The organism is Erwinia pyri (genome assembly GCF_030758455.1).
GTDB lineage: Bacteria > Pseudomonadota > Gammaproteobacteria > Enterobacterales > Enterobacteriaceae > Erwinia > Erwinia pyri.
This window is the reverse complement of record NZ_CP132353.1, coordinates 3,101,413-3,125,154: the sequence shown is the minus strand read 5'-3', so window position 1 is coordinate 3,125,154 and position 23,742 is coordinate 3,101,413. Positions and strand designations below refer to the sequence as shown.

Annotated in this window: 20 protein-coding genes and 1 pseudogene; 13 read left to right on the top strand and 8 right to left on the bottom strand. The window is 55.8% G+C overall.

Features of this window, described 5'->3' with window-relative positions; all coding sequences use genetic code 11:
* Nucleotides 1-13: 13 nt before the first annotated feature.
* From Q3V30_RS14710 to Q3V30_RS14700, 3 genes are read right to left on the bottom strand one after another with little or no spacing between them, the layout of a single operon-like run.
* Nucleotides 14-979: a lysylphosphatidylglycerol synthase domain-containing protein gene (locus Q3V30_RS14710; RefSeq protein WP_306206828.1), complete on the bottom strand. Its 966-nt coding sequence runs from the start codon at nucleotides 977-979 to the stop codon at nucleotides 14-16.
* Entirely contained in the window at nucleotides 979-2,223 is a 1,245-nt protein-coding gene (gene clsB, locus Q3V30_RS14705; protein ID WP_306206825.1) for a cardiolipin synthase ClsB, read from the bottom strand. The genes Q3V30_RS14710 and clsB overlap by 1 nt, the downstream gene beginning before the upstream one ends.
* Nucleotides 2,220-2,981, bottom strand: a complete 762-nt coding sequence (locus tag Q3V30_RS14700) for an endonuclease/exonuclease/phosphatase family protein (protein ID WP_306206823.1) — start codon at nucleotides 2,979-2,981, stop codon at nucleotides 2,220-2,222. The genes clsB and Q3V30_RS14700 overlap by 4 nt, the downstream gene beginning before the upstream one ends.
* A 182-nt stretch (nucleotides 2,982-3,163) precedes the next feature.
* Here Q3V30_RS14700 and Q3V30_RS14695 point away from each other — a divergent pair, with 182 nt between their 5' ends.
* The 8 genes from Q3V30_RS14695 to Q3V30_RS14660 all read left to right on the top strand — a co-directional run bounded on the left by Q3V30_RS14695 (nucleotide 3,164) and on the right by Q3V30_RS14660 (nucleotide 10,176).
* Nucleotides 3,164-3,553, top strand: a complete 390-nt coding sequence (locus Q3V30_RS14695; RefSeq protein WP_306206822.1) for a YbhQ family protein — start codon at nucleotides 3,164-3,166, stop codon at nucleotides 3,551-3,553.
* Between the two features lie 122 nt (nucleotides 3,554-3,675).
* The gene (locus tag Q3V30_RS14690) at nucleotides 3,676-4,233 is read left to right on the top strand and encodes a cytochrome b (protein WP_306206820.1); all 558 of its coding nucleotides are present in this window, start codon (nucleotides 3,676-3,678) and stop codon (nucleotides 4,231-4,233) included.
* A 28-nt stretch (nucleotides 4,234-4,261) separates the two neighbouring features.
* Nucleotides 4,262-4,789: a tetratricopeptide repeat protein gene (locus Q3V30_RS14685; protein ID WP_428979211.1), complete on the top strand. Its 528-nt coding sequence runs from the start codon at nucleotides 4,262-4,264 to the stop codon at nucleotides 4,787-4,789.
* 33 nt (nucleotides 4,790-4,822) lie between these two features.
* Nucleotides 4,823-5,341, top strand: a complete 519-nt coding sequence (locus Q3V30_RS14680; protein ID WP_306206818.1) for an RNA polymerase sigma factor — start codon at nucleotides 4,823-4,825, stop codon at nucleotides 5,339-5,341.
* Complete coding sequence (locus Q3V30_RS14675; RefSeq protein ID WP_306206816.1) at nucleotides 5,338-6,117, top strand: anti-sigma factor family protein; 780 nt, start codon at nucleotides 5,338-5,340, stop codon at nucleotides 6,115-6,117. The genes Q3V30_RS14680 and Q3V30_RS14675 overlap by 4 nt, the downstream gene beginning before the upstream one ends.
* Nucleotides 6,118-6,316: 199 nt before the next feature.
* On the top strand, nucleotides 6,317-7,756 hold the full coding sequence (gene rhlE, locus Q3V30_RS14670; protein WP_306206814.1) for an ATP-dependent RNA helicase RhlE: 1,440 nt from the start codon (nucleotides 6,317-6,319) through the stop codon (nucleotides 7,754-7,756).
* A 47-nt stretch (nucleotides 7,757-7,803) separates the two neighbouring features.
* Nucleotides 7,804-8,751 (top strand): tRNA dihydrouridine(16) synthase DusC, encoded by a 948-nt coding sequence (dusC, locus tag Q3V30_RS14665; protein ID WP_306206812.1) that lies wholly within the window; start codon nucleotides 7,804-7,806, stop codon nucleotides 8,749-8,751.
* Nucleotides 8,752-8,967: 216 nt separating this feature from the next.
* The gene (locus Q3V30_RS14660; RefSeq protein WP_306206810.1) at nucleotides 8,968-10,176 is read left to right on the top strand and encodes an MFS transporter; all 1,209 of its coding nucleotides are present in this window, start codon (nucleotides 8,968-8,970) and stop codon (nucleotides 10,174-10,176) included.
* A gap of 77 nt (nucleotides 10,177-10,253) precedes the next feature.
* On the opposite strand, the gene ppk2 is transcribed toward Q3V30_RS14660, so the two are convergent.
* A complete protein-coding gene (gene ppk2 / locus Q3V30_RS14655) occupies nucleotides 10,254-11,171 on the bottom strand; it encodes a polyphosphate kinase 2 (RefSeq protein WP_306206809.1) in 918 nt (305 codons plus the stop codon).
* A gap of 12 nt (nucleotides 11,172-11,183) precedes the next feature.
* On the bottom strand, nucleotides 11,184-12,794 hold the full coding sequence (locus tag Q3V30_RS14650) for an inorganic phosphate transporter (RefSeq protein WP_306206807.1): 1,611 nt from the start codon (nucleotides 12,792-12,794) through the stop codon (nucleotides 11,184-11,186).
* Nucleotides 12,795-13,210: 416 nt separating this feature from the next.
* Here Q3V30_RS14650 and Q3V30_RS14645 point away from each other — a divergent pair, with 416 nt between their 5' ends.
* The gene (locus Q3V30_RS14645) at nucleotides 13,211-14,215 is read left to right on the top strand and encodes a DUF481 domain-containing protein (RefSeq protein WP_306206805.1); all 1,005 of its coding nucleotides are present in this window, start codon (nucleotides 13,211-13,213) and stop codon (nucleotides 14,213-14,215) included.
* A 385-nt stretch (nucleotides 14,216-14,600) separates the two neighbouring features.
* On the opposite strand, the pseudogene Q3V30_RS14640 reads toward Q3V30_RS14645, so the two are convergent.
* Nucleotides 14,601-15,594 (bottom strand): annotated as a pseudogene (locus Q3V30_RS14640) (L,D-transpeptidase family protein); the annotation flags it as partial.
* Nucleotides 15,595-15,809: 215 nt separating this feature from the next.
* Complete coding sequence (locus tag Q3V30_RS14635) at nucleotides 15,810-17,624, bottom strand: glycoside hydrolase family 15 protein (RefSeq protein WP_306206800.1); 1,815 nt, start codon at nucleotides 17,622-17,624, stop codon at nucleotides 15,810-15,812.
* A gap of 140 nt (nucleotides 17,625-17,764) precedes the next feature.
* Between Q3V30_RS14635 and Q3V30_RS14630 the strand changes: the two genes are divergently transcribed.
* On the top strand, nucleotides 17,765-18,541 hold the full coding sequence (locus tag Q3V30_RS14630; RefSeq protein ID WP_306206798.1) for an SDR family oxidoreductase: 777 nt from the start codon (nucleotides 17,765-17,767) through the stop codon (nucleotides 18,539-18,541).
* Nucleotides 18,542-18,594: 53 nt separating this feature from the next.
* Here Q3V30_RS14630 and Q3V30_RS14625 read toward each other — a convergent pair whose 3' ends face one another.
* Nucleotides 18,595-19,179, bottom strand: a complete 585-nt coding sequence (locus Q3V30_RS14625) for a DedA family protein (protein WP_306213218.1) — start codon at nucleotides 19,177-19,179, stop codon at nucleotides 18,595-18,597.
* 213 nt (nucleotides 19,180-19,392) lie between these two features.
* Between Q3V30_RS14625 and Q3V30_RS14620 the strand changes: the two genes are divergently transcribed.
* The 3 genes from Q3V30_RS14620 (at nucleotide 19,393) to Q3V30_RS14610 (ending at nucleotide 23,652) form a co-directional block, all read left to right on the top strand.
* Nucleotides 19,393-19,980 carry a Yip1 family protein gene (locus Q3V30_RS14620; protein ID WP_306206796.1) on the top strand — a complete coding sequence of 196 codons (588 nt, stop codon included), beginning with the start codon at nucleotides 19,393-19,395 and terminating at the stop codon, nucleotides 19,978-19,980.
* 180 nt (nucleotides 19,981-20,160) lie between these two features.
* Nucleotides 20,161-21,105 carry a D-alanyl-D-alanine endopeptidase gene (pbpG, locus tag Q3V30_RS14615; protein ID WP_306206794.1) on the top strand — a complete coding sequence of 315 codons (945 nt, stop codon included), beginning with the start codon at nucleotides 20,161-20,163 and terminating at the stop codon, nucleotides 21,103-21,105.
* 111 nt (nucleotides 21,106-21,216) lie between these two features.
* Nucleotides 21,217-23,652 (top strand): DUF3772 domain-containing protein, encoded by a 2,436-nt coding sequence (locus Q3V30_RS14610; RefSeq protein WP_306206792.1) that lies wholly within the window; start codon nucleotides 21,217-21,219, stop codon nucleotides 23,650-23,652.
* The last annotated feature ends 90 nt before the right edge of the window (nucleotides 23,653-23,742 follow it).

Sequence of the window (23,742 nt, the reverse complement as noted above, 5' to 3'; positions counted from 1 at the left end):
CGTTAACCCGTCATCACGACTTCTGCATATCCCGCTCGTTCTTCTGCCGCAGCGTTTTTGCCTGTCCTTCCAGCCACAGATAGAGCACCAGCGCCAGTAACAACGGGGCGATAAAGTAGAGTACGCGGTAGGCCAGCAGCGCAGCGATAATAGAGCCGTGAGAGAGATGCTCGCCGCCCAGCAGCGCCAGGAATACCGCTTCCAGCACGCCAATGCCCGCCGGGATATGAATGATTACTCCGGCAATACTGCTGATTAACAGCACGCCCAGCACCTGCGGATAATCGACTCTCTGGGCCAGAAGCAGCCAGATAATGGCACCCATCACCAGCCAGTTTGCGCTGGAAACAGCAAACTGAAGCATAGCCATACGGAAAGATGGCAGCGCCAGCTTATGCCCTTTTACCGTCCAGCGACGACGCTTTGAGAAGGCGCAAAGCGCAAGATAAACCACCACAAACGCCAGCAGCGCCACACCGATAGTTCTTAACGTTCCCTCGCCGATAAACCAGCCGGAAGGAATGGGCACCATGCCTGTACTGAAGACCACGCCCGCTACCAGCACATAACCCAGCCAGTTAGTGGCGATGCTCAACGAGAAAATACGGGTGATGGTGCTGCTTTCCAGTCCCAGCCTGGAGTAGAGTCGGTAGCGCATTGCCACGCCGCCAACCCAGGTGCTCAGCGTCAGGTTAAAGGCATAACAGATAAAAGACACCAGCATCACCTGGCGCTTTTGCAGCTTGTGGCCGCAATACGCCTGACCTATCAGATCGTAGAGGCCATAGGTGAGATAACTCACTATTACCAGCGCCACGGAGCTCAAAATAGCGACGCGGTTGTAATGGGTTATCACTTCAATCACATCGTGCCAGTTCACCTTACGGGCATAGACAACCAGCAACACGACGACGGCGATAAAGAACAGCCAGGTGAGGATCTTCTTCACCCACTTCCAACGGGATTGCGCAGCAGACATCAGGATTTTACTCGCTCTTTATCAGGCTCAACACGATCCTGGGTTTCCAGCTCAGGCTGAACAGGAGGAGAGATTTGCGCCAGCTTCGGCGTATGGGCCGGCAGCCAGCCAGCGATGGCCGGGAAATGACGCAGAAAGTGGAATACCACCACGCTTTTCCCCAGCTGCCACCAGTTCTGGCGGGGGAGCTGGCTCTCCTCCACGCGTTTACAATCTTCTTGCAGCAGACGGTTAAGTTTACTCCGGACTATTTCATTAAAGGTCCGGTCGTGAACGATCAGGTTCGCCTCCAGATTCAGGGAGAGACTCAAGGGATCCAGATTACTGGAGCCGACGGTTGACCAGTAATCGTCCTGGATGGCGATCTTGGCATGCAGCGGACGACGGATATACTCATAAATCTCCACACCGCCGCCCACCAGATAGTTATAAAGCAGCTCGGCGCCGACTTTCACTATCGGCATATCGGGTTCACCCTGAACGATCAGTTTCACCGAGACGCCTCTTTGCGCAGCGCTGCGCATCTCCCGCAGCAGCTTATAGCCCGGGAAGAAGTAGGCGTTGGCAATGATCACCTCCTTTTTTGCACTGCGCAGCATGTCGATATAGTGCTGCTCAATATCATCCCGGTGTTCGTCATTATCTCGCCAGACAAACAGAATTTGTGCCTCGCCCGGCGTGGCATTTTTGGCCGGACGATGCGAACGGCCGCCCCACCAGCGGCGGGTAATCTCTTCGCTGTTCAGCGACTGCTGCACATAGGCGGTGATGTCATCAACAATCGGACCTTTCACCTCAACGGCATAATCCTGCTTCGCTTCTGCACCATAGCTGGAATTGTGCTCTGCGGAGTAGTTGATGCCGCCGACAAAAGCGATGTCACCGTCGCACACCACAATTTTACGATGCAGACGACGGAATATGTTGGTACGCATCCCCAACACTAAAGGGCGGGGATCGTAGTAAACGAACCGCACGCCAGCCGAGGTCAGGGCGGTGACAAACTCATCGGAGAGGTCGTTAGATCCATACCCGTCCAGCAGCATCTCAACTTTAACCCCGCGTTTTGCCGCTTCCAGCAGCACCGCATGCAGCTCTTTTCCTACCTCATCTTCAAAGAGGATAAAGGTTTCCAGCAGCACGAACTCTCGCGCACGGCGGATAGCTTCAAATACGCGTGGGAAGTACTCTTCGCCGTTTTCCAGCAGGCGCAGGCGATTGCCATCGCGCCACTCCATATTCATAGGTGGATCTCCACAGCCAGAGGGGCGTGATCGGAAAGATGGGACCAGGGCCGCAGCGGGATGGTCTGCGGGTGACTGATCCCGGCATTGCGGACATAGATCCGGTCAAGTCTCAGCAGCGGGAAGCGGGCAGGAAAGGTTCGCGCCGGGCGTCCATTTTTTCTGCTGAAGACCTCCTCCATTGCTGCCCCTTTTTTCAAAATAGCGTTGGCTTTTTGCTGCCAGTCGTTGAAATCTCCCGCGACTACCACCGGCGCCTCTTTTGGCAGGCCATTTACCAGGTCGCACAGCAGGTTTAGCTGCGCATGCCGGTGCGCATCACGCAGCCCCAGATGCACGCAGATGGCGTGTAAGGGATGAGTCTGGTCAGGGATTTGCACCTGACAATGCAGCAGCCCGCGCTTTTCCGTCCCTTCTACCGAAATATCGCGGTTTTCAAACGCCACGATCGGAAAGCGGGACAAAATGGCATTGCCATGGTGCCCTTCGGGATAGACTGCGTTTCGCCCATAGGCAAAATCGTTCCACATGGTATCGGCCAGAAATTCGTAATGAGGTGTGTCAGGCCAGTTTTCAACCTCCAGTTGATTAACGGCGTGGGTACCCATCACCTCTTGTAAAAAGACAATATCCGCCGCCGTTGCCCTGACGGCATCACGCAGTTCAGGCAGGATAAAACGGCGGTTGAAAGCGGCAAAGCCCTTGTGCGTATTGATTGTCAGGACTTTTAATGAAAATCCCTGCGCTTTTTGTGACATACTGTGCGCGCTCTCCTTTTCATCTGGTGAAGAGTGAAGTGTAGTCTTTGTCACAAAAGAGTGCCCTGAAACGGCGTTCTTTGCGGCATTATCCGAAAACTAAGGTAGTCTGAGGAAATTCGTTATCACTTACTGTGTTAACAAGGCTGGGCGACCTCTGTTGGGTCTGCCAGGAGAAGAAAATGAAATGGTCTAACCGTATTCAGATTGTCACCGGACAAACCTGTGTACATATCACGCTGCACCTCCTGCTGATTGCCGGGCTGGTGTGGGGATGGAAACATCAGGCGCTGCTGCAGGTCAGCACGGTTTTACTGGCGATGTATGCCAGCGTGTTTACCGCCATGCTGTTGACTCAGCGGCTGCCACGTTTGCGCCGGGTTGGGGACTTCCTTGAGGATGTGACCACCACCTACTATTTTGGCGCGGCGATGCTGGTGTTAGTTATGCTTTCCCGCGTGGTCCACAACAACCTGCTGTTAGGGTGTGTTGGAGTGCTGATGCTGACCGGACCCTGTGTGGTCTCTCTGCTGGCTAAAGAGCCTGTTCGCGCTCACCAGCGTCACCGCTAAAGCACAACAGGCCGCGAAAGTGGCCTGTTCTTTATTAAAAACCTTTCTGTTATAACAAATTGTTCTGAATAAAATCCTGCGCTGAACTGTTAACCCTGTCACTACTACACGGGGAATTTCTTATGCGCCAACGGCAGACTGCCACGTCCACCCATTACGACAAAATTACCCTCACGCTGCACTGGCTGACGGCTCTTGACGTGATCTTTCTGTTTGCCAGCTTTCAGGTTTGGTCGCGTCTGGAAAAAGGCACGCCGCTACGTCATAACCTGCAATCGCTGCACATCTCATTCGGCCTTTTGCTGGCGCTGCTTATGGTTTTCCGGATTATCTGGCGGGCCAGCAAAGGACGTCGCCTGCCGCCTGCCAGCCCCTCCAGGGCAGCACATATTGGCGCAAAATCTGTGCATGGGCTGCTCTATCTGCTGCTTGTCGCACAGGTAACCCTGGGATTTCTTTTCCGCTGGGCGCAGGGTGCGCCATTCTCCTTTTTTGGTCTTGGCGACCTGTCTGAACTGCTCTACATCGACGGCTCACTACGTAAGCTATTGGGCGCGCTGCATTACTACAACGCCTGGCTACTTATTCTGTTGGCTGGCGGACATGCCGCGATGGCGCTGCTGCATCACTACGTGCTGCGGGACGGCACGCTGAAACGGATGATCCCAAAACTTAAATGACCCTCTGCTACTCTTCCGGAGTTAGAAAATGACCAAAACACTGCGTCGTATATTTTACCTTGCCACACTCTCCAGCGTGCTGATTAGCGGAATGGCTCACGCGATGGGCGATGACGATGATAAACCGCCAACCTGCCCGAAAGGCCAGATTTACGATAAACAGGGCAAAAGCTGTGTGCCGGAAAAAACCAGCATGATCAACGACAGCGATCGTACCGATTACGCCTATGCGCTGGCAAAAGCCGGGCGTTACGATGAGGCGTTGCAGATGCTGGACCGCCTGCAGCAGCCCAACACCGCCAAAGCCTGGAATTACCGGGGTTACGCCACGCGTAAGCTGGGCAGAACGGACGAGGGGATAGGCTATTATCAAAAATCAATCGCCTTAGATCCACGCTATGCCAAAGTTCGTGAATATCTGGGCGAAGCGTATATGGTTAAGCGGCAGCCGGTTCAGGCTCGCGAGCAGCTAAAAATTATTGCAGGGATCTGCGGCACGAGCTGTGAAGAGTACCGCGATCTTTCAGCAGCTATAGCCGGACACCCGGAGATCTGATGGTGGCGATGAGCAAGAGGGTAAGGAGTGCAGGTGGGTAACAGCGTCGAGCTTCGCACGCAATTACCGCTTTATCTGGCGCGGCTATGGCGTTATGGCCTGGTGCTCTCCAGAAAACGGGACGTAGCTGAAGATTTAGTGCAGGCAACCTGTGTGCGGGCGCTGGAGAAAAGCAGCCAGTTTGTTCCGGGTACTCGCCTGGATCGCTGGCTGTTTACCCTTCTGCACTCCATCTGGATCAATCAGGTCCGCGCCACGCATCTGACTCAACAGCAAAACATTGATGAGCTGGACGGGGCGGCGTTGCAGGTGAGCGATGGCGAGAGCGACCATCTGTGGGCGCAGCAGGTACGAGAGCGCATTAACAGACTGCCAGAGGCGCAGCGCAACGCGGTATTTCTGGTCTATGTCGAAGGTTTTACTTATCAGGAAGCGGCAGAGACTCTGGCGGTGCCGATTGGCACTATTATGAGTCGGTTAGCCAATGCACGTCACAGGCTGGCAAAAGCTGTAACCACTGAGAGCAGGCATAACAGAGGGGGAGAAGGGTGACTCATTGGCAAAAAGGAATGCCGGTTTCCGATGAAATACTGGTGGCATGGCTGGATAATCAACTTGATGAGCAGCAGTATCAGCAGGTGGAAAAGATGCTCAGGAATGATCCTTTTCTGGCAGAACGCCTGGCCCGCCTGGATAGCGGCAACGCTGACTTCGCCGCTGCGTTTGCGCCACTGTTAGAAGAGGCTCCGATAACTCGTCTGCAGCAACGGCTTGGAGGCATGCTTAATCACTCTCCTGAGCCGCCAGCGCGAGGTATCAGCCGCAGAACGCTCATTGCGGCTACCCTCTCTGCGCTGGCTCTGGGAGTGGTTGGCGGCAACAAAGGCCAACGGCTGTTTGATAATGATGATGGCTGGCGGGATACGGTAGCGCAATATATGGCGCTTTATACCCGCGAGACGTTTGAAGGCGTTTCGCCTTCTGCCAGCGTAATGCGGCAGCAATTAGCGTACATCAGTCGCCATCTGGATTTACCTCTGTCGCCGCAGGCGCTGACGTTGAACGGTAGCGCGTTTAAAAGTGCCAGAATGCTCAGCTACGACGATAAAGCGATTGCGCAAATTGTCTGGGATGAGCGTGAAACTGGCCCACTGGCGTTATGTATTACCGCCACCTCCCGACAGGCTTCACGGACATTGTCCACTGAAACCCGGCGGGATATGAATGTTGTTTACTGGCAGCAGCAGCAGCATCAATTTATGCTTATTGGGCATTTGCCTGCGCCCGCGATGATGAAACTGGCTCAAACGCTCTCCGCTTCGGTCTGAATCTTAGCGGGAGTAACCTCCTTATCCTGCCGAAAAAAAGAAACGCTCTCTGTGCTGACATAACATCTGTTATAATCCGGCTCTTACGCACCGTGGTTTGTGCTCCCTTTCAACGTCAGGCGAAGCCTGGCGTCATATTCTCCCCCTGGAAACTACACCGTGTAACGCGGTCAGGGCGGATCCGGAGTCAGTCAATTTTATGTCATTTGATTCTCTCGGCCTGAATGCCGATATTTTGCGTGCTGTTGCAGAACAGGGTTATAACGAGCCTACGCCTATCCAGCGTCAGGCTATCCCGGTAGTCCTGGCAGGGCGCGACCTGATGGCCAGTGCCCAGACCGGCACCGGCAAAACAGCGGGCTTTACGCTGCCGCTGTTACAGCTGCTGAGCAGCAGCACCCCGCACCCTAAAGGTCGTCGCCCGGTTCGTGCGCTGATCTTAACCCCCACCCGTGAGCTGGCAGCTCAGGTAGGGGAAAACGTTCATGATTACAGCAAATATCTGGACCTGCGTTCTCTGGTCGTCTTTGGCGGCGTCAGCATCAACCCGCAGATGATGAAGCTGCGCGGCGGCGTGGATGTGCTGGTGGCAACGCCAGGCCGTCTGCTGGATCTGGAACATCAGAACGCGCTGGACCTCTCTCAGGTGGAAATCCTGGTGCTGGATGAAGCGGACCGTATGCTCGATATGGGCTTTATTCACGATATCCGTCGCGTGCTCTCCAAACTTCCTGCTAAACGCCAGAACCTGCTCTTCTCTGCCACCTTCTCTGATGAGATCAAAGGTCTGGCGGAAAAACTGCTGCGCAACCCGGAAGAAGTCTCTGTAGCGCGCCGCAACACCGCTTCCGAGCAGATTGAACAGCACGTGCACTTCGTTGATAAGAAACGTAAGCGCGAGCTGCTCTCTTTCCTGATTGGCCGTGACAACTGGCAGCAGGTGCTGGTCTTTACCCGTACCAAGCATGGTGCAAACCACCTGGCTGAGCAGCTGAATAAAGATGGCATCACTGCCGCCGCTATTCACGGTAACAAGAGCCAGGGCGCCCGTACTCGCGCACTGAGCGATTTCAAAGAGGGTAAAATCCGTGTGCTGGTCGCCACCGACATCGCCGCACGCGGGATCGACATCTCTGAGCTGCCACACGTGGTGAACTACGAGCTGCCAAACGTGCCGGAAGATTATGTACACCGTATTGGCCGTACTGGTCGCGCGGCGGCAACCGGTGAAGCGCTCTCTCTGGTTTGTGTGGATGAACACAAGCTGCTGCGCGATATCGAACGCGTGCTGAAGCGTGAAATCCCGCGTATTGCCATTGAAGGCTATGAGCCGGATCCTTCGATCAAAGCGGAGCCGATTCAGAACGGTCGCCAGCAGCGTGGTGGTACAGGCGGTGGCGGTAGCGGTGCAGGCCGTGGTCGTGGCGCACCGGGTGGTAACCGTGGCGGTCAAAGCGGTAACCGTAGCGGCAACAGCAGCAGCAACGGCGGCGAACGCAGCCAGTCTGCTGGCGGTGAACGCAGCTCAAGTAACGGGCAGCGCCGTCAGGGCGCCGGTTCCGGCACCGCACGGACGGAAGGCAGCAGCAGCGGGGCACCTCGCAACAAAACCCGTCAGCGCCGTTCTAACCCGGCTTAATAACGTAGTGTGGGGACCGCCAGGTCCCCGTTTTAACAGGCTGTCACATGCGCGTTTTACTGGCCCCGATGGAGGGCGTGCTGGACTCGCTGGTGCGAGAACTGCTCACCGATGTTAACGACTACGATCTCTGCATCACGGAATTTCTCCGCGTTGTTGATCAACTTCTCCCTGTAAAATCCTTTACCCGACTCTGCCCGGAACTTGATCATGCCAGCCGCACACCGTCTGGTACGCTGGTCCGCATCCAGCTTCTGGGGCAATACCCTGAATGGCTGGCTGAAAATGCGGCCCGCGCGGTTGAGTTAGGATCCTGGGGCGTCGATTTAAACTGTGGCTGCCCGTCAAAAACGGTGAACGGCAGCGGCGGCGGGGCAACCTTATTAAAAGATCCCGAGCTGATTTATCGTGGCGCGAAAGCGATGCGGGAAGCGGTACCGCTGCATCTCCCGGTGACGGTCAAAGTCAGGCTGGGCTGGGAGTCGGGTGACAGGCAGTTTGAGATTGCCGATGCGGTAGAGCAGGCGGGTGCGACAGAGCTGACGGTTCACGGGCGCACCAAAGAAGATGGCTACAGAGCCGAGCGTATTAACTGGGCAGCCATTGGCGAAATTCGTCAGCGGCTCACCATTCCGGTGATCGCTAATGGTGAAATCTGGGACTGGCAGAGCGCGCAGGCCTGCATGAAGGCCACCGGATGTGATGCGGTCATGATCGGGCGTGGGGCGCTGAACGTGCCTAACCTCAGCCGGGTGATTAAATATAATGAACCTCGCATGCCGTGGCCGGATGTGGTGAAACTGCTGAAAAAGTATGTCCAGCTTGAAAAGCAGGGCGATACCGGCCTCTATCACGTGGCCCGCATCAAACAGTGGCTGGGTTATCTGCGTAAAGAGTATGGTGAGGCGAGTGAGCTGTTCAGCCTGATCCGCGCCACGAAAACGTCGGGTGAAATTGCCCGGCTGGTGACGCACTATCAGGTAAGCGAAACCTGAGTTATCCCGCGGAAGGGAAAATTTTATCCTGCCAGACTATCCTCTCAGAGTCAGAAATGGCAGCTTGTACCGCTGCGCTGCAGGGAACACGCTGCCATAATCGCTTTAGTCAGAGGGCTGAAAAGAGCCGTCACATTTGTTGCCAATCTTCACAGGATATCTTAGCTTGCTAAGGGTATGATGTGCGTTACATCACACTCTTTTTCTGGCTCCGACATGTCTGCAACCCCGGCATTATCCAATGCACAGCTCAACAAACGCATTATCTCTGTGGTGGTTTTCACCTTCTTTTGTTATCTCTCCATTGGTCTGCCGCTGGCGGTGCTGCCGGGCTATGTGCATAACCAGCTTGGCTACAGCTCGTTTATGGCAGGGCTGATTATCAGCCTGCAATATTTTGCCACGCTTATCAGCCGTCCGCAGTCGGGCCGCTACGCCGATGTGCTCGGCCCAAAGAGAGTGGTGCTGGTGGGGCTGGTACTGTGCGGGGCGAGTGGGCTGTTCACACTGCTGGCGGTGTTTTGGCAAACCACCCCGTTAACCAGTTTAATTTTGCTGGCGGCTGGGCGGGTTGTTTTAGGGTTGGGTGAAAGCCTGACCGCAACCGGCTCGATTTTATGGGGGATAAATATTGTCGGTACGGTACAAAGCGCCAGAGTGATCTCCTGGAACGGTGTGGCAACCTATCTGGCGATGGCGGTAGGGGCACCGCTAGGCGTGATGCTTAACGCGGGGTTTGGCATTCCGGGGTTTGCCGTACTGATTATGCTGATGGCGATTTTTGGCTTCTGGCTGGCGACTAAACGCGCCGACGTGGTGGTGGCAGTCGGGCAACGTATCCCCTTCAATAAGGTCTTTTCCCGTATCTGGGTCTACGGGCTGGGTCTGGGGCTGGGAACCGTGGGGTTCGGCTCTATCGCCACCTTTATTACGCTCTACTTTGCCAGCCATAACTGGAACGGCGCGGCTTTCTCCCTGACCTTATTCAGTCTGGGCTTTATTGCCATGAGGTTGCTGTTCAGCAACTACATCGGCCGCTTTGGCGGCATTCGCGTATCGCTGGTATCCTTCGCCATCGAGTGTATGGGACTGCTGCTGATCTGGCAGAGCACCTCTTCGCTGATGGTGGATGCGGGCGCGTTCCTGACCGGCTCCGGCTTCTCGCTGATATTCCCGGCGCTGGGAGTAGAAGCGATTAAACAGGTGGCGCCGGAAAATCAGGGTTCCGCATTGGGGCTCTATTCCGCCTTCCTGGATTTTGGCCTCGGCATTACGGGACCGGTGGCGGGCTTGCTGATTGGTCACTGGGGCATCGATTCTCTCTATCTGGGGGCGGCAGTGGTGGTGTTCTTTGCCTTTGCGCTGACCTTAAGGTTGCAACTGATGGCGCGGCGGGGAGAAGCGGAAAAAAGGGGCGTGGCGTGAAGCGCATCTGAACCGGGCAGAGGGCAAAGCGGGTCACTGAGCTCACGCCCGCTTAACTTACCCTCCACCCGGTTTACTCAGTAGACTTCCGGCACAATCATGTTTTCCGGCACCGGTGAGCGACGATAATCTTCATTGCGCTCACGCGGGGGCAGATCAATCTTCTTCTCTTCGGCTTCTTCATAAGGCACCTGCCGCAGCAGGTGGCTGATGCAGTTCAGACGGGCTTTCTTTTTGTCCACCCCCTGCACCACCCACCACGGCGCTTCGGCGATATGGGTTCGCGCCAGCATAATCTCTTTTGCTTCGGTATAGTCTTCCCACAGGCGGCGGCTTTCCAGGTCCATCGGACTGAGCTTCCACTGCTTCAGCGGGTCGTGGATCCGGCTCAGAAAACGTAGCTCCTGCTCTTCATCGGTGATGGAGAACCAGTACTTCACAATCTGAATGCCGCTGCGCGTCAGCATTTTTTCAAACTCCGGCACGCTGCGGAAAAACTCCTCGACATCCTCATCGTTACAGAAGCCCATCACGCGTTCCACCCCCGCGCGGTTATACCAGCTGCGGTCAAACAGCACGATTTCACCGGCGGCGGGCAGATGGGCGATATAGCGCTGGAAATACCACTGCGTCCGCTCGCGGTCGTTAGGGGCGGGCAGGGCGGCAACCCGGCAGGTTCTGGGGTTCAGGCGCTGCGTGATGCGTTTGATCACGCCCCCTTTGCCCGCCGCATCGCGGCCTTCAAAAATGATCACCATGCGGTGGCCGGTGCGGGTTACCCACTCCTGTAACTTGACCAGCTCGCCCTGCAGGCGAAGCAGCTCGCGGAAGTAATATTTACGCCAGGCCTTTTTGTCGGGATCCGGTGTCTGATCTTCGCCAAAACGGACGTCATCCAGCTCCATCTCCAGTTCTTCATCGTAGCTGTCGTAGAACTCCTGCAACAGGCGCTCGTAAAAGCGGTTTTCAGTAAAGCCATTATCCTGAGTAGCCATAACAGACTCCTGTTAAAAGTGGGTAAACAGCCAGTAGAGCGAGGCTGAAAGAAGGATGGAAACCGGCAGAGTCAGCACCCACGCCATCAGCAGATTGCGCAGCGTGGACATCTGCAGACCAGAGCGGTTTGCCGCCATGGTGCCCGCCACGCCGGACGAGAGCACATGGGTGGTGGAAACGGGCAGGCCAAAGGCATCCGCCGCGCCGATGGTGGCCATCGCCACCAGTTCCGCACTGGCACCCTGCGCATAGGTGAGGTGCGTTTTACCGATTTTTTCGCCCACGGTGACCACGATACGGCGCCAGCCAACCATCGTGCCAAGCCCCAGTGCAATCGCCACCACAACTTTTACCCACCACGGGATAAAGCGCGTAGCGTTATCCAGCTCAACTTTCAGCGCGTCCAGATCCTGTTGTGTCTGTGCCGGTATGCTGGCCTGCTTATCGCTCTTCAGGTGCTTGATGGTTTCCGATGCCAGATACATATCGTTTCGGGTGTTGGAGACGGCCTGAGCCGGGATTTTCTCCACCGTGCCGTACTGACGGATCTGATTGCCAATGGCCCCGGTCAGCTGGGCCAGCGCAGGCATCACGTTGGGGGTGAGCGTGCCGGTGCGCACATACTCGGTCAGAACTTTATAAGGTGAAGCAGGCGGCGTGATGCCGGGCGACAGCTCCATCAATTGCTGCTGAGTGACCGTGGCTAACGCCGCAACGCGTGGGCTTTGCTCTGGCGGGATGGAGCGGTTTAACGCGTAGGCGATCGGCATCGTGCCCACCAGAATCAACATGATCAACCCCATACCTTTCTGACCATCGTTCGAGCCATGAGCAAAAGAGACGCCGGTACAGGTGAGAATTAACAGCCCGCGGATCCAGGTTGGCGGTTTTTTATTGCCCTCTGGCGCGCTGTAAAGTTCCGGTTTGTTGACCATGCGCTTCATCACCAGCAGCAGGATCGCCGCGCAGGCAAAACCGATAACTGGCGAGAACAGCAGCGCATAGCCGACCTTCAGTGCCTGATCCCAGTCCACTCCGCTGGTGCCGGTACGGCCATGGATCAGGGCGTTTGCCACGCCGACGCCAATAATCGATCCGATCAGCGTATGGGAAGAGGAGGCGGGCAGGCCGAACCACCAGGTTCCCAGGTTCCAGATGATGGCGGAGAAGAGCAGGGCGTAAACCATCGCGAAGCCGCTACCGGTTCCAGCCTGTAAAATCAGTTCTACCGGTAGCAGGGAGATAATGCCGAAGGCGACCACGCCGCTGGACATCAGCACGCCGAGGAAGTTAAAGAATCCTGACCACATCACCGCAATATTTGGCGTCATCGAATGGGTATAGATCACGGTAGCTACCGCATTAGCGGTGTCGTGGAAACCATTCACAAATTCAAACCCCAGCGCTATCAGCAGCGCCAGGCCCAGCAACAGGAACGGGACATAGCTGGTGAAGGCGCCTCCCGCATTGCTGACATCTTTAAACAGGTTCACCCCGGCGAAAGCAATGCCAAGGATCACCAGAAGAATAAAAAGCATTACCGAAAAGCGGCTGTTCTTGCCATAGATAGGCGGACGGGCGGCATTGCCCTGACTCTGCTGGATCGCACTGTTATGGCTCATAAAATCTCCTGGGCTGACCGGGTGACAGGCTATGAACTGCCGGATAGTGAGAAGCACGTCTCAGAGAGGGTGTACGCAGGTTTTATGACAAAGAGATGAAGCTGAAACGGCGCTCAGGCTGGCGCTGGATCTGTTTCCGGCGGCTATCTTCTGTGCAAAACAGGCGGTCAACTTTCTGTCACAGAATGGCGTTACAAATTGGTGACACACGGCAAGAAAATGACCCAACGGCAGCCCCTGACAACCCAGAAACCCGATTTTACCAATGATCTAGCCGGCTGGCTGGCACTACGGCGGCGCGATAAAATATAGCCAGCAGACTGATTTATCAGATATTTCCCCCTGAAAGTCGCACCAGAATTCCACTAGTGTATAAAGGATTGATCGCTTCCGCATATGAGTAAAAGCTACCCGTTATGTTTCATCCCAAACCGGTTCATCTGTTAGCAGGCTGCCTGCTCTTTTCCCCTCTGGTTCATGCTGACACCGTCTGGATGAAAAACGGCGACCGCCTCAGCGGCACTATCCGTTCGTTAAGTAACGGCAAACTGGTGATGGAGACCAGCTATGGCGGCACCGTTTCCCTCAACTGGAGCGCGGTCAGCACGCTCTCCAGCGATAAGCCGATTGATGTTTCCACCGGCAATACCACTATTAAAGCGCAGCTTGAGGCTGCCGATGCGGGCTACATTATCGTGCGGCGCGGTGACGACGAGCAGCGGGTCAGGGCAGATAAACTTGAAGAGTTTATGAAGCCGAAAGAGCAGACGGACGCCATCGACTGGACAGGCAACGTTGATGCGGGCATCAGCCTGAAAAAAGCGTCAACGCGCACCCAGGACTATAACCTGGCGTACAACAATAAAATTAACGTGGGGAAATGGCGTAACGACTTCGGCGGCACCTATAACCGTGAGAAAGAAGACGACACCATGAACACGGATAATTACAGCCTGCGTTACGCGCTGGACTATACGTTCCGGGAACAGTACTTCTGGCAGGGAAGGGCAACCTATAAACGTGACTGGGTGGAAGATATCTCCAGCCAGATCCTGATTGGCACCGGACCTGGCTATCAGTTCTGGGATAACGAGTTAGGATCTTTTTCACTGGCGCTGCTTGGGGGTGCGTTTGGTTACCGCTACAGTGACGGCAGTTCAGACAATCATGCCGGGGCATCCGTGCGCTGGGATTACCAGCGCAATCTGCGGGGTAAAGAGCTGGCGCTCTTTACCCATGGCGAGGTGGGGCATTCACTGGATGATGACGCCATTTTCAGCATGGATGCCGAGGTAGGGCTACGCTATCAGCTTACCAGCTGGTCTTCGCTGAATATCACTTACGGGCACAACCTGATTAGCGGGACCAGAGACACGCTAAATGAGCGTAACTTCACTACCGGACTTGGGGTGAAATGGTAAAAAAAACGGGCCGTCAGGCCCGTTTTTATTGCAGTGCGTGATTAAGACTGCGTGTTCGCTGCGGAAGCCGCAACCGGCGCGGAAACTTTAGCGGGCACCGAAGCCGGTTTGCTTTCATAAACCGGACCTGGCTGTTTTGGTACCACGAAGGTATTGTTGTCAGGCGTTGCCGGTGCGGCTGGCGTCGCTGGCTCTGCAGCAGGCGCAGAGTCCCCCGTTTCCGGGTTTACCGCAGGCGCTGACGGGGTAGCTGGAACCGCATTATCCTGAGGCGCTGCCTGATCCACTGGCGCTGCATTATCCTGAGGGGCCGCAGCCTCTGCTGGTGCTGCCGGGGTAGCGTTCGGATCCATCACGTTCGCACCCTGTGGCGTCACCGGAGTCATCGGCTGCTCTGTCGGCATTGCGTTGTCCGTTTCCGGCACGGCAACAGGTGCGGCCGGGACATTATCCGCTGCACCGTTCACTTTGGTCGGCATACCGGTACGCGCCTTCAGCGCAGCTTCCAGGGCGGCCGTATCTACGCTGGCATCGCTCACCACTTTATTCACCACAGGGGTGATAGTCAGCGGAACCGGCTCGCGTGAATTGAACTGCTCTTCGGTCTGAGAAAGTGGATTATGCACTTCCACCAGGCGGGAACCGTCCGGCTCGACGGTAGCTTTAATCGGCTGGTCGATAAACTGCACGCGGGTGCCGACCGGCACATTGTCAAACAGCCATTTGATATCGTCAGCACGCAGACGCACGCAACCGTGGCTCACGCGCAGGCCGATACCGAAGTTGGCGTTAGTGCCGTGAATAGCGTAAAGGCGGCCAATGTAGAGCGCATAGAGGCCCATTGGATTATCCGGCCCGGCAGGGAAGATGGTCGGCAGAGGTGAACCTGCTGCGACCGACTCTTCATGCATTTTTTTCGTTGGCGTCCAGGTCGGGCCATCTTTTTTACGCTGAACGGTGGTGGTCCAGTTGATCGGGGTGTCTTTACCCAGCTCACCTACGCCAACAGGCAGCACAACCACGGTTTTGGTGCCTTTCGGGTAGTAATAGAGGCGCATTTCGGCGCTGTTGATGACGATGCCTTCACGCGGGGCGTCGGGCAAAATCAGCTGCTGTGGAATAATCAGTTTAGTGCCCGCTTTCGGCAGATAAACATCAACGCCAGGGTTGGCTTCCAGAATATTGCTCAGGCCCATCTGGTACTGCGCAGCAAACGCTTCCAGCGGCAGTTTACTCTCCTGAGGCACGGTAATTTCCAGGTTCTCACCCAGCAGACGGCTGTTGGCCGCGGGCAGGGAGTAGACGACGGCAAAGGCTGAGTGGCTGTATGCCGTAACGGCCAGGACTAAGGTGGCTAACGCGCGGATGCTTTTTTTCATATTCTTTAAAATGAAGCGCCTGTAAACAGTGGATAAATGTGCCTGTGCCGGTCAGGTTCAACCGGCTGCACATTATATGGTCATACACCCCAGGAATAAACCAGGATTTATAACAGTTGAACTAACTTTACTCAAAAATGTCAGCGAAACGGCTCCCCGCTATGGGAGAGGAGAGCAATATCCTTGCTGGCGACGCTTAAGAAGCGGCTTTTGCATTAAGGCTGCCATAAAGGATCTTCGCCACTGAGCTTGCGGTTAAGGAAAAAAGCGGCACTGATCAGCGCAAGATGGCTCAGTGCCTGTGGCGTATTGCCTAAGGCATAGCCCATTTTATCGAACTCTTCTGCATAGAGCCCCAACGGGTTCGCATAGCTCAGCAGTTTCTCAAATTCAAAGTGCGCTTCCTGCACCCGCCCCGCGCGAGCCAGACACTCCACATACCAGAAAGAACAGGCCGTAAACGACCCTTCATCCCCTTCCAGGCCATCGGCCGGGGTTTCTGCCAGGTTGTAGCGGCGTACCAGCCCATCGCTTACCAGCTTCTCTTTAATGGTATCCAGCGTGGCCAGCCAGTCCGGGTCGGTCGCGCCCACAAAGCGCACCAGCGGCATCAGCAGCATGGAGGCATCCACGAACTCGCCGTGACGGACCGAAACAAAATGGCCGCGCTCTTCATTCCAGAAGTTACTCCAGATATCTTCACGGATCGCGTCTCTCGCTTCGCACCAGCGGGCATAAGGGAAAGAGAGAGAGCGTTTTTCTCCGAGCCGGATCGCCCTGTCGAGCGCCACCCAGCACATCAGCCGGGAGTGGAGGAAATGTTGAGGTGCGCCGCGCATCTCCCAGATCCCGGCATCCGCCTGGTTCCAGTTTTCGCTGACGTAATCGATCATTTTGCTGACATGCTTCCAGCCACGGTGCGAAATGGCCTCGCCATATTTATTGGCCAGATAAACCGCGTCCATCAGCTCGCCATAGATATCCAGCTGGCACTGATTCCAGGCATCATTACCGATCCTGACCGGCGTGGAGTTGGCATAGCCGGAAAGATTGAGCAGCTCGCTTTCGTGCAGTTCAGTACCGGCGTCGAGGCGATACATCACCTGAAGTTTTTCCACATCGTTATGGCTGTTCTCCACGCAGCGTCCTACCCAATGCGTGAAGTGTTTGGCCTCATCAACGTAACCCAGACGCATCAGGGCATACATGCTGAAAGAGGCGTCACGCAGCCAGGAGGCACGGTAATCCCAGTTGCGTCCTCCCCCTAACTCCTCCGGCAGGCCAAAGGTGGCCGCTGCGGCAATGGAGCCATGCTTCCAGGAGGTGAGCAGCTTTAACGTCAGCGCGGAGCGGGTCACCATCTCCTGCCAGCGTCCGCGGTAGGTACTTTTGGCGCTCCAGTGCCGCCAGTAGTTCAGCGTCGCCTGGAAGCAGCGTTCCGTGCTTTCATCATCGAGATGGTCGTCATCGGCGCTGCCCAGGATAAAGACACGATATTCTCCTGACTTCAGGGTAAAGCGGGATTCCGCGGCTGCACCGTCCAGCGTAAAGTCCACCTGGCCACACAGGCGCAGCGTAGGCTGCCCTTCGGCGCTGAATGCTACGCTTTGCTCCCCCAGTTGGGCCTGCGTATTCGCTCTGGCATAGTCATGGACGGGCGAGCAGCGCAGGGCAAAAGTAGCCTCGCCATGCACCATCTTCACCCGGCGGATAATGCGCGGCTGGTCATCTTCCTGATGGCATATCGGCATATAATCGGTAATTTCCGCCACGCCTTCTTTAGCCAGCCAGCGAGTTTGCAGAATGGTGGTATCGGGCAGGTAGAGCTGCTGACGGCGCACATCCTGCCACTCAGGGGCGATGCTAAAGATCCCCGCCTCGTCACCATCCAGCAGGGCGGTGAAAACCGATGGGCTGTCCAGGTTTGGCCAGCAAAAGTAGTCAAGGGCACCATCATTGGCGATCAGCGCACAGGTCCGTAAATCCCCAATCACGCCGTGATCCTCTATTTTTCTTTTAATCTCACTCATCTTATTTCCCGGCATTAAGAAAAGGGCTTGAGAGGTAACTATAGTCATCATTTGTGGCGAGGCGGCGCGCCAGAGGTGAAGCGGCTGAGATTTCCTCTTCTATACTTGCGGTTGGCTATCACCACTTACAGGAGAAAACCATGAGCACACCAGAGACTAAAGTGGCCGTTGTTACCGCGTCAGATTCAGGTATCGGTCAGGCCAGCGCCATCATGCTGGCTGAGCAGGGGTTTGATATTGGCATCACCTGGCGTTCTGATGATCAAGGCGCGCAGGAAACTGCCCGGCAGGTGCGTGAACGGGGGCGCAGGGCGGAAGTTGAACACCTTGACCTGGCCGATCCTGAAGAGGGCGGACGTTCTCTGGAGACGTTGATTGCGCGCTTAGGGCGTATCGACGTGCTGGTGAATAATGCGGGGACTAATGTCAAAGCCGACTTTCTGGAAACAACGTTCGAAGAGTGGCGAAAAGTCTTTTCAGTAGATGTGGATGGTGCTTTTATCTGTGGTCAGATTGCCGCGCGGCATATGGTCACGCAGGGAGAGGGCGGACGGATTATCAACATCACGTCGGTTCATGAGCATACGCCATTGCCCGGCTCCATTGCCTATACGGCAGCCAAACATGCGCTGGGCGGACTGACCAAAGCGATGGCGCTGAGCCTGATGCCGCATAAAATATTGGTTAATTCCGTGGCGCCAGGCGCTATCGCCACGCCAATGAATGAGATGAGCAACGAGGATGCCAGGAGCATCTCCATGCCTGAAATCCCGGCAGGACGGCCGGGAGATACGCGGGAAATCGCCAGCATGGTCGCCTGGCTTTGCTCGCAGTGGTCCACTTATACCACCGGGCAATCCTTCATCATTGATGGCGGCTTTACGCTGGCTAACCCCCAGTATTATATGCAGAGCTAACGGCCCTGGCCGGAGACGGAAGGAGCCGTCCCCGGCAACGCAAACCGGTGCGTTTATGACTCATCCTCCGGTTCGCGGTCGGACCTGCGTTTGAAATAGATCTTCACGCCCCAGACCAGCGCGAGAATCAGCACCACCCAAAAGATCTGCTTGAGATGGCGATCGACCGCGTGCAGCCAGGGAGCGATGACCTGACCGCCAAGATAGCCCAGCGAGACGAAAATCACCGCCCAGAGCACTGCGCCAATCACATTCAGCAGCATAAATTTTTGCGGCTTCAGCTTGCTGGCACCGATGATGATCGGGCCGACAATGCGCAGGCCATACATAAAGCGGACCCCCAGCACAAAGAGTACCGGACGTTTACGGATTTTTTTATTGGCTTTGGCGATCTGTTTCTGATGCTTTTTGAATTTCTTCAGAATAGCTTCGCCGTAATAGCGGCCAATAAAGAACAACGCGGTATCGCCAAGGATCCCGCCCGCCATCGCCACCAGCACTACCCAGCCATAGGTCAGCAAACCTTCATGAGCGGCAATCCCCCCCAGCAGCGTGAACGTTTCCCCTTCGGCGATGCAGCCAATAAATAGCGCAAAATAACCGTACTGCGAAATCAGACTGCTTACGTCCATATGGATATTCTCTCCCCGGTAGTTGCGCAGAAAGCCCTAAGTCTAACCGCTGTGGCTTAAACCGTGATGAAAGATCGCTGAATGAGCGTTTATTTTCGCTATGAAATGAATTAATTAGCACAAACTTGGGTTGCGTAAAAAACAAACAATTCACAACCACTTATACTTGAGGTACCCCGCCCTGGCCGCGGCTTACCGAGTAGATAGAGGAGTGAAGAGATGAACCATGTATGGGGACTTCTTGCGCATCCTGACCGCGAGATGCGTGACATCAAGCAAGAGAACGAGACCATTTCTCACCACTATACGCACCATGTGTTACTGATGGCGCTAATCCCGGTGCTCTGCGCCTTTATCGGCACCACGCAAATTGGCTGGGATTTAGGCGCTCAGCACACTATTGCGCTGTCGCTGATGAACGCCTTTGCCCTGGCGGTGCTCTTTTATGCCCTGATCCTCGGCGGCGTTGCCGTGATGGGCCGCGTGATCTACTGGATGGCGAGGGACTACCCTCAGCGTCCCAGCCTGCAACGCTGTACGGTGTTTGCCGGCTATGTGGCAACCCCGCTGTTTCTTAGCGGCTTAGTGGCGCTCTATCCGCTGGTCTGGCTCTGCGTATTTGTGGGTACGCTGGCGCTGGTCTATACCGGCTATCTGTTATATGTCGGCATTCCGCTGTTTCTGAATATTGATCGGGAAGAGAGCCTGCGCTTCTCCGGCTCCACGCTGGCGATTGGGGTACTGGTCCTGGAAGTGCTGCTGGCGATGACGGTGGTGCTCTGGGGTTACGGTTACCGGCTGTTTTAACGCGTTCAGCCGCCGGGATCCCGGCGGTTTCTCATTCATCATCAGAAACGAATCTCCACTAGGAATTTCTTTAGCCTCCGTCGTATGATGCGCTTGCCAGCCCCCGTGTGGCCTGCTTTGCGCGGTGGCGGCGTGCGGTTTTACCGCACATGAATCACTTCCCGGTTAAGTTTTTATAAGATGCCTGCAAAAATTCGCTTGTCTCTTCTGACTCTGGCTTTGCTTTTTACTGCTCAGGCGCCTCTGAGCCAGGCCGTCGCCAGCACGCTGGCTGACGCTGCCCCTCTTGTACAGCCGCAGATCGCCTCCGGCAGCGCGATGATTGTCGATCTCAACACCAATAAAGTGATCTTCGCCAGCCATCCCGATCTGGTGCGGCCCATGGCCTCCATCACTAAACTGATGACGGTAATGGTGACGCTGGATGCGCATCTGCCGATGGATGAGATGCTGAATGTGGATATCAGCCACACACCAGAGATGCGCGGCGTCTATTCCCGCGTCCGTCTCAACAGTGAGATCAGCCGCAAGAATATGATGCTGCTGGCGCTGATGTCCTCTGAAAACCGCGCCGCCGCGAGCCTGGCTCACCACTATCCGGGCGGATACGATGCGTTTATCCGCGCCATGAACGCCAAGGCCAAAGCGCTGGGTATGGCCCAGACCCGCTATGTAGAGCCAACCGGTCTGTCGACGCAAAACGTCTCAACAGCCCGTGATTTGACGAAGTTGCTAATCGCCACCAAACGCTATCCGTTGATGGGTGAGCTGAGCACCACTCATGAAGATATGGCGGTGTTCAAAAGTCCCAATTACACGCTGCCTTTCCGCAACACCAACCACCTGGTTTACCGTCCCGACTGGAATATCCAGCTGACCAAAACGGGCTTTACCAATGAAGCGGGCCATTGCCTGGTGATGCGCACGGTGATAAAGCAGCGCCCTGTGGCGTTAGTGGTGATGGATGCCTTTGGTAAATATACCCATTTTGCCGATGCTAACCGCCTGCGTAGCTGGATGGAAACCGGCAAAATTTCCCCGGTGCCAGCGGCTGCGCTGAGCTATAAAAAGCAGAAAGCGGCGGAAATGGCCAGCACCGGCAGCACCACCGAGATCGTCGAGTAACCTTTTTTCGTTACTGAATCTTATAGTGTCGGGCCGGGCGAAAGCATAGACTGGCGCGCAAGTTTTATGGTGCCGGAACTGCCCGGCCATGCCTGATACCTGGAAACCTTCATGTCTATGTTGTTAACCTTTTTTCGCCTCTGCCTGTTACTCCTTGTCACGCTCTCACCCGTGCTGGCGCACGCCGCCGATGATGAGAGCCAGCAATCCAGCGACGCCCCAGTTAAAGTCAATGCGGCGGTAGAACTGCCAAAAATGCAGAAGGTGCTGGATAAGATCAAGCAGCAGGTTTCTGGCGAAACTAACGACGGCAAACTCAACGCCCTGAATGATATGGCGCTGGAACTCTCTGGCGATGCCGATACCCTGATGCAGGGGATCATCCCGCAGCGTGCGCAGCTGCAGGCGCAGCTGGAGGTGCTGGGACCCGCACCCAAGGCTGGCAGCGGCGTGAAAGAGACCGCAGAAGTCACCAGCAAGCGTAAAAACCTGGAAAATCAGAAAGGGAAAATTGATGACCAGATCAAGCAGGCTGAAGCGATCAAAAGCGGTTCAATCAATCTTTCAGCTCAAATCGTTAAGCTGCGCCGGGATGCGCTGAAAACGCAGCTGGCCCTGAACGCCGGCAGTATTTTTGGCCCCCGTTTCTGGTCGCCGCTGTTTAATAAACACAGCGAAGACAGCGACAAGGTCAGCGATTTTGTGCAGGAGCTGAAAGAGACCGCCATGCTCTCCTGGGAGCCAGGCTGGCGCGTAGGTACCGTGCTGTGGATCCTGTTTGCTGGGGTGGTAGCCACGCTCGGTCGTCGTTATCTGGAAGAGTTTCTAGCGTGGGTCGGCATCCATCTGCTGCCGGAAGGGCGGCTGCGTCGCAGCTTCCTGGCTGCCGCCACCGCCATCACTACGCTGCTTGCAGTGGTACTGGCCTTTAATTTTCTCGATCTCGCGTTCACCCGTCATGATGATGTCGTGGATGACGTGCGCGACTTTGCCGACAAGCTGGTAGGGCTGAGCGTATTCTGTGGGCTGATAGCCGGTCTTGGCAGAGCATTTTTGTCCACCCGTCGTCCTTCATGGCGCCTGCCGAATATCTCTAATGAAGTGGCCATGGCATTAAAACCCTTTCCGCCGCTCACGGCCGCTCTGGTATTTGTCTTCCAGACGGTGGAAAGCCTCAACAGCAGCGCAAATACCAGCGTAGGCACCACGATTTTTGCCAACGGCCTGACGGCTTTACTGATTGGCGCCACCGCGCTCTCTATCAGTTTCCGTACCAACCGCGTGCGCCGCAGAATGCTGCTGGAGGGTCAGCAGCCTGAAGCGAAATCGACGCTGGTTGGGCTGATCCAGATGGCGATTACGCTGTGTGGCGTGGCGATCATGGTGACGCTGGTGATCGGCTATGTCACGCTGGCCCGCTTCCTGAGTTATGAACTGATCTGGATGGGCATCGTTTTCGGCTCGTTCTACATTGTCAGCCAGCTGGTGGCTGATGGCTGTGAGAGCCTCTTCTCCCCCCACACCACTGCGGGTAAAAGCATTCAGCGTTCGCTGAATATTGATGAGCGTCATCTGGCTCAGGTCGCTGCGTTGCTGGCGGGGCTGGGTAAAACTGTTCTGGTGCTGATTGCGGCAATGGCGCTGCTGAACGGCACTTTTGGCAGCTCGACGCCGATTGAGCTGGTACAGCAGGCGATTGAGTTCTGGGGCGGTAAAGGCCTGGAGTCGATGAATATCGTGCCGGCCCACGTGCTCAACGCCCTGATCACGCTGGTGGTGGGCATCTATGTTCTGCGCTCGGTTAAACGCTGGCTGGACCAGGATTTCCTGCCGAAAACCACCATGGACGTGGGGATGCGCGTCTCGCTTATCACCCTGTTCAGCAACCTCGGTTACGTGCTGGTGTTCCTGCTGGCGCTCTCGATTATGGGGCTGCAGTGGAACAAACTGGCGTGGATAGTCAGCGCCTTGTCGGTGGGTATCGGTTTTGGTTTGCAGGAGATCGTAAAAAACTTTATCTCGGGCCTGATCCTGTTGACGGAACGGCCGGTGAAGGTTGGCGATCTGGTCAGCATCAGCGGGATAGAAGGGGATATCCGCCGCATCAACGTGCGCGCCACGGAAATCCAGCTTGGCGACAAATCCACGGTGATCGTGCCGAATTCCCAGCTGATCTCACAGAACGTGCGTAACGCGACGATGGGTAATGCGCAGGGGGTGGCGACCATTACGCTGACCTTCCCGCTGGATATCGATCCTGTTCAGGTGCGCGATCTGCTGCTGGAGGTCTATAACGAGAATGAACGCATTCTGGAGACGCCGGAGCCTTCAGTCTCGTTTAAGGATCTTACCCCGGCTGGCATCGTGCTGGCCGTAACGGGTAACGTGGCAAGCCCCCGTCAGGTTGCCGGTGCCAAGAGCGATCTGCTGTTTGATATCCTGACCCGACTGCGGAAAGAGGGCGTGGTGCTCTCCAGACCGCAAACCATGATTGTCGAGCAGCGCAACGGTCAGCAGGTGGTGGTGCAGGACGACAAAATTTCCTGATCCGGCAGCAGGTTTACTCTTCCGCCCCTGTTTAAGTCGCAGAGGCGGAAGGGTGCCAGAACTTCCGCTGTTGCTCCGCCACTGAGGAGA

What these genes read in the sequence shown, in the direction of transcription:
- Q3V30_RS14695 (WP_306206822.1), top strand. Translation starts at nt 3,164, where the DNA reads ATGAAATGGTCTAACCGTATTCAGATTGTCACCGGACAAACCTGTGTA.
- dusC (WP_306206812.1), top strand. Translation starts at nt 7,804, where the DNA reads ATGCGCGTTTTACTGGCCCCGATGGAGGGCGTGCTGGACTCGCTGGTG.
- clsB (WP_306206825.1), bottom strand. Translation starts at nt 2,223, where the DNA reads ATGAATATGGAGTGGCGCGATGGCAATCGCCTGCGCCTGCTGGAAAAC.
- pbpG (WP_306206794.1), top strand. Translation starts at nt 20,161, where the DNA reads ATGCCTGCAAAAATTCGCTTGTCTCTTCTGACTCTGGCTTTGCTTTTT.
- Q3V30_RS14645 (WP_306206805.1), top strand. Translation starts at nt 13,211, where the DNA reads ATGTTTCATCCCAAACCGGTTCATCTGTTAGCAGGCTGCCTGCTCTTT.
- ppk2 (WP_306206809.1), bottom strand. Translation starts at nt 11,171, where the DNA reads ATGGCTACTCAGGATAATGGCTTTACTGAAAACCGCTTTTACGAGCGC.
- Q3V30_RS14660 (WP_306206810.1), top strand. Translation starts at nt 8,968, where the DNA reads ATGTCTGCAACCCCGGCATTATCCAATGCACAGCTCAACAAACGCATT.
- Q3V30_RS14630 (WP_306206798.1), top strand. Translation starts at nt 17,765, where the DNA reads ATGAGCACACCAGAGACTAAAGTGGCCGTTGTTACCGCGTCAGATTCA.
- Q3V30_RS14700 (WP_306206823.1), bottom strand. Translation starts at nt 2,981, where the DNA reads ATGTCACAAAAAGCGCAGGGATTTTCATTAAAAGTCCTGACAATCAAT.
- Q3V30_RS14650 (WP_306206807.1), bottom strand. Translation starts at nt 12,794, where the DNA reads ATGAGCCATAACAGTGCGATCCAGCAGAGTCAGGGCAATGCCGCCCGT.
- Q3V30_RS14685 (WP_428979211.1), top strand. Translation starts at nt 4,262, where the DNA reads ATGACCAAAACACTGCGTCGTATATTTTACCTTGCCACACTCTCCAGC.
- Q3V30_RS14690 (WP_306206820.1), top strand. Translation starts at nt 3,676, where the DNA reads ATGCGCCAACGGCAGACTGCCACGTCCACCCATTACGACAAAATTACC.
- Q3V30_RS14610 (WP_306206792.1), top strand. Translation starts at nt 21,217, where the DNA reads ATGTCTATGTTGTTAACCTTTTTTCGCCTCTGCCTGTTACTCCTTGTC.
- rhlE (WP_306206814.1), top strand. Translation starts at nt 6,317, where the DNA reads ATGTCATTTGATTCTCTCGGCCTGAATGCCGATATTTTGCGTGCTGTT.
- Q3V30_RS14710 (WP_306206828.1), bottom strand. Translation starts at nt 979, where the DNA reads ATGTCTGCTGCGCAATCCCGTTGGAAGTGGGTGAAGAAGATCCTCACC.
- Q3V30_RS14635 (WP_306206800.1), bottom strand. Translation starts at nt 17,624, where the DNA reads ATGAGTGAGATTAAAAGAAAAATAGAGGATCACGGCGTGATTGGGGAT.
- Q3V30_RS14620 (WP_306206796.1), top strand. Translation starts at nt 19,393, where the DNA reads ATGAACCATGTATGGGGACTTCTTGCGCATCCTGACCGCGAGATGCGT.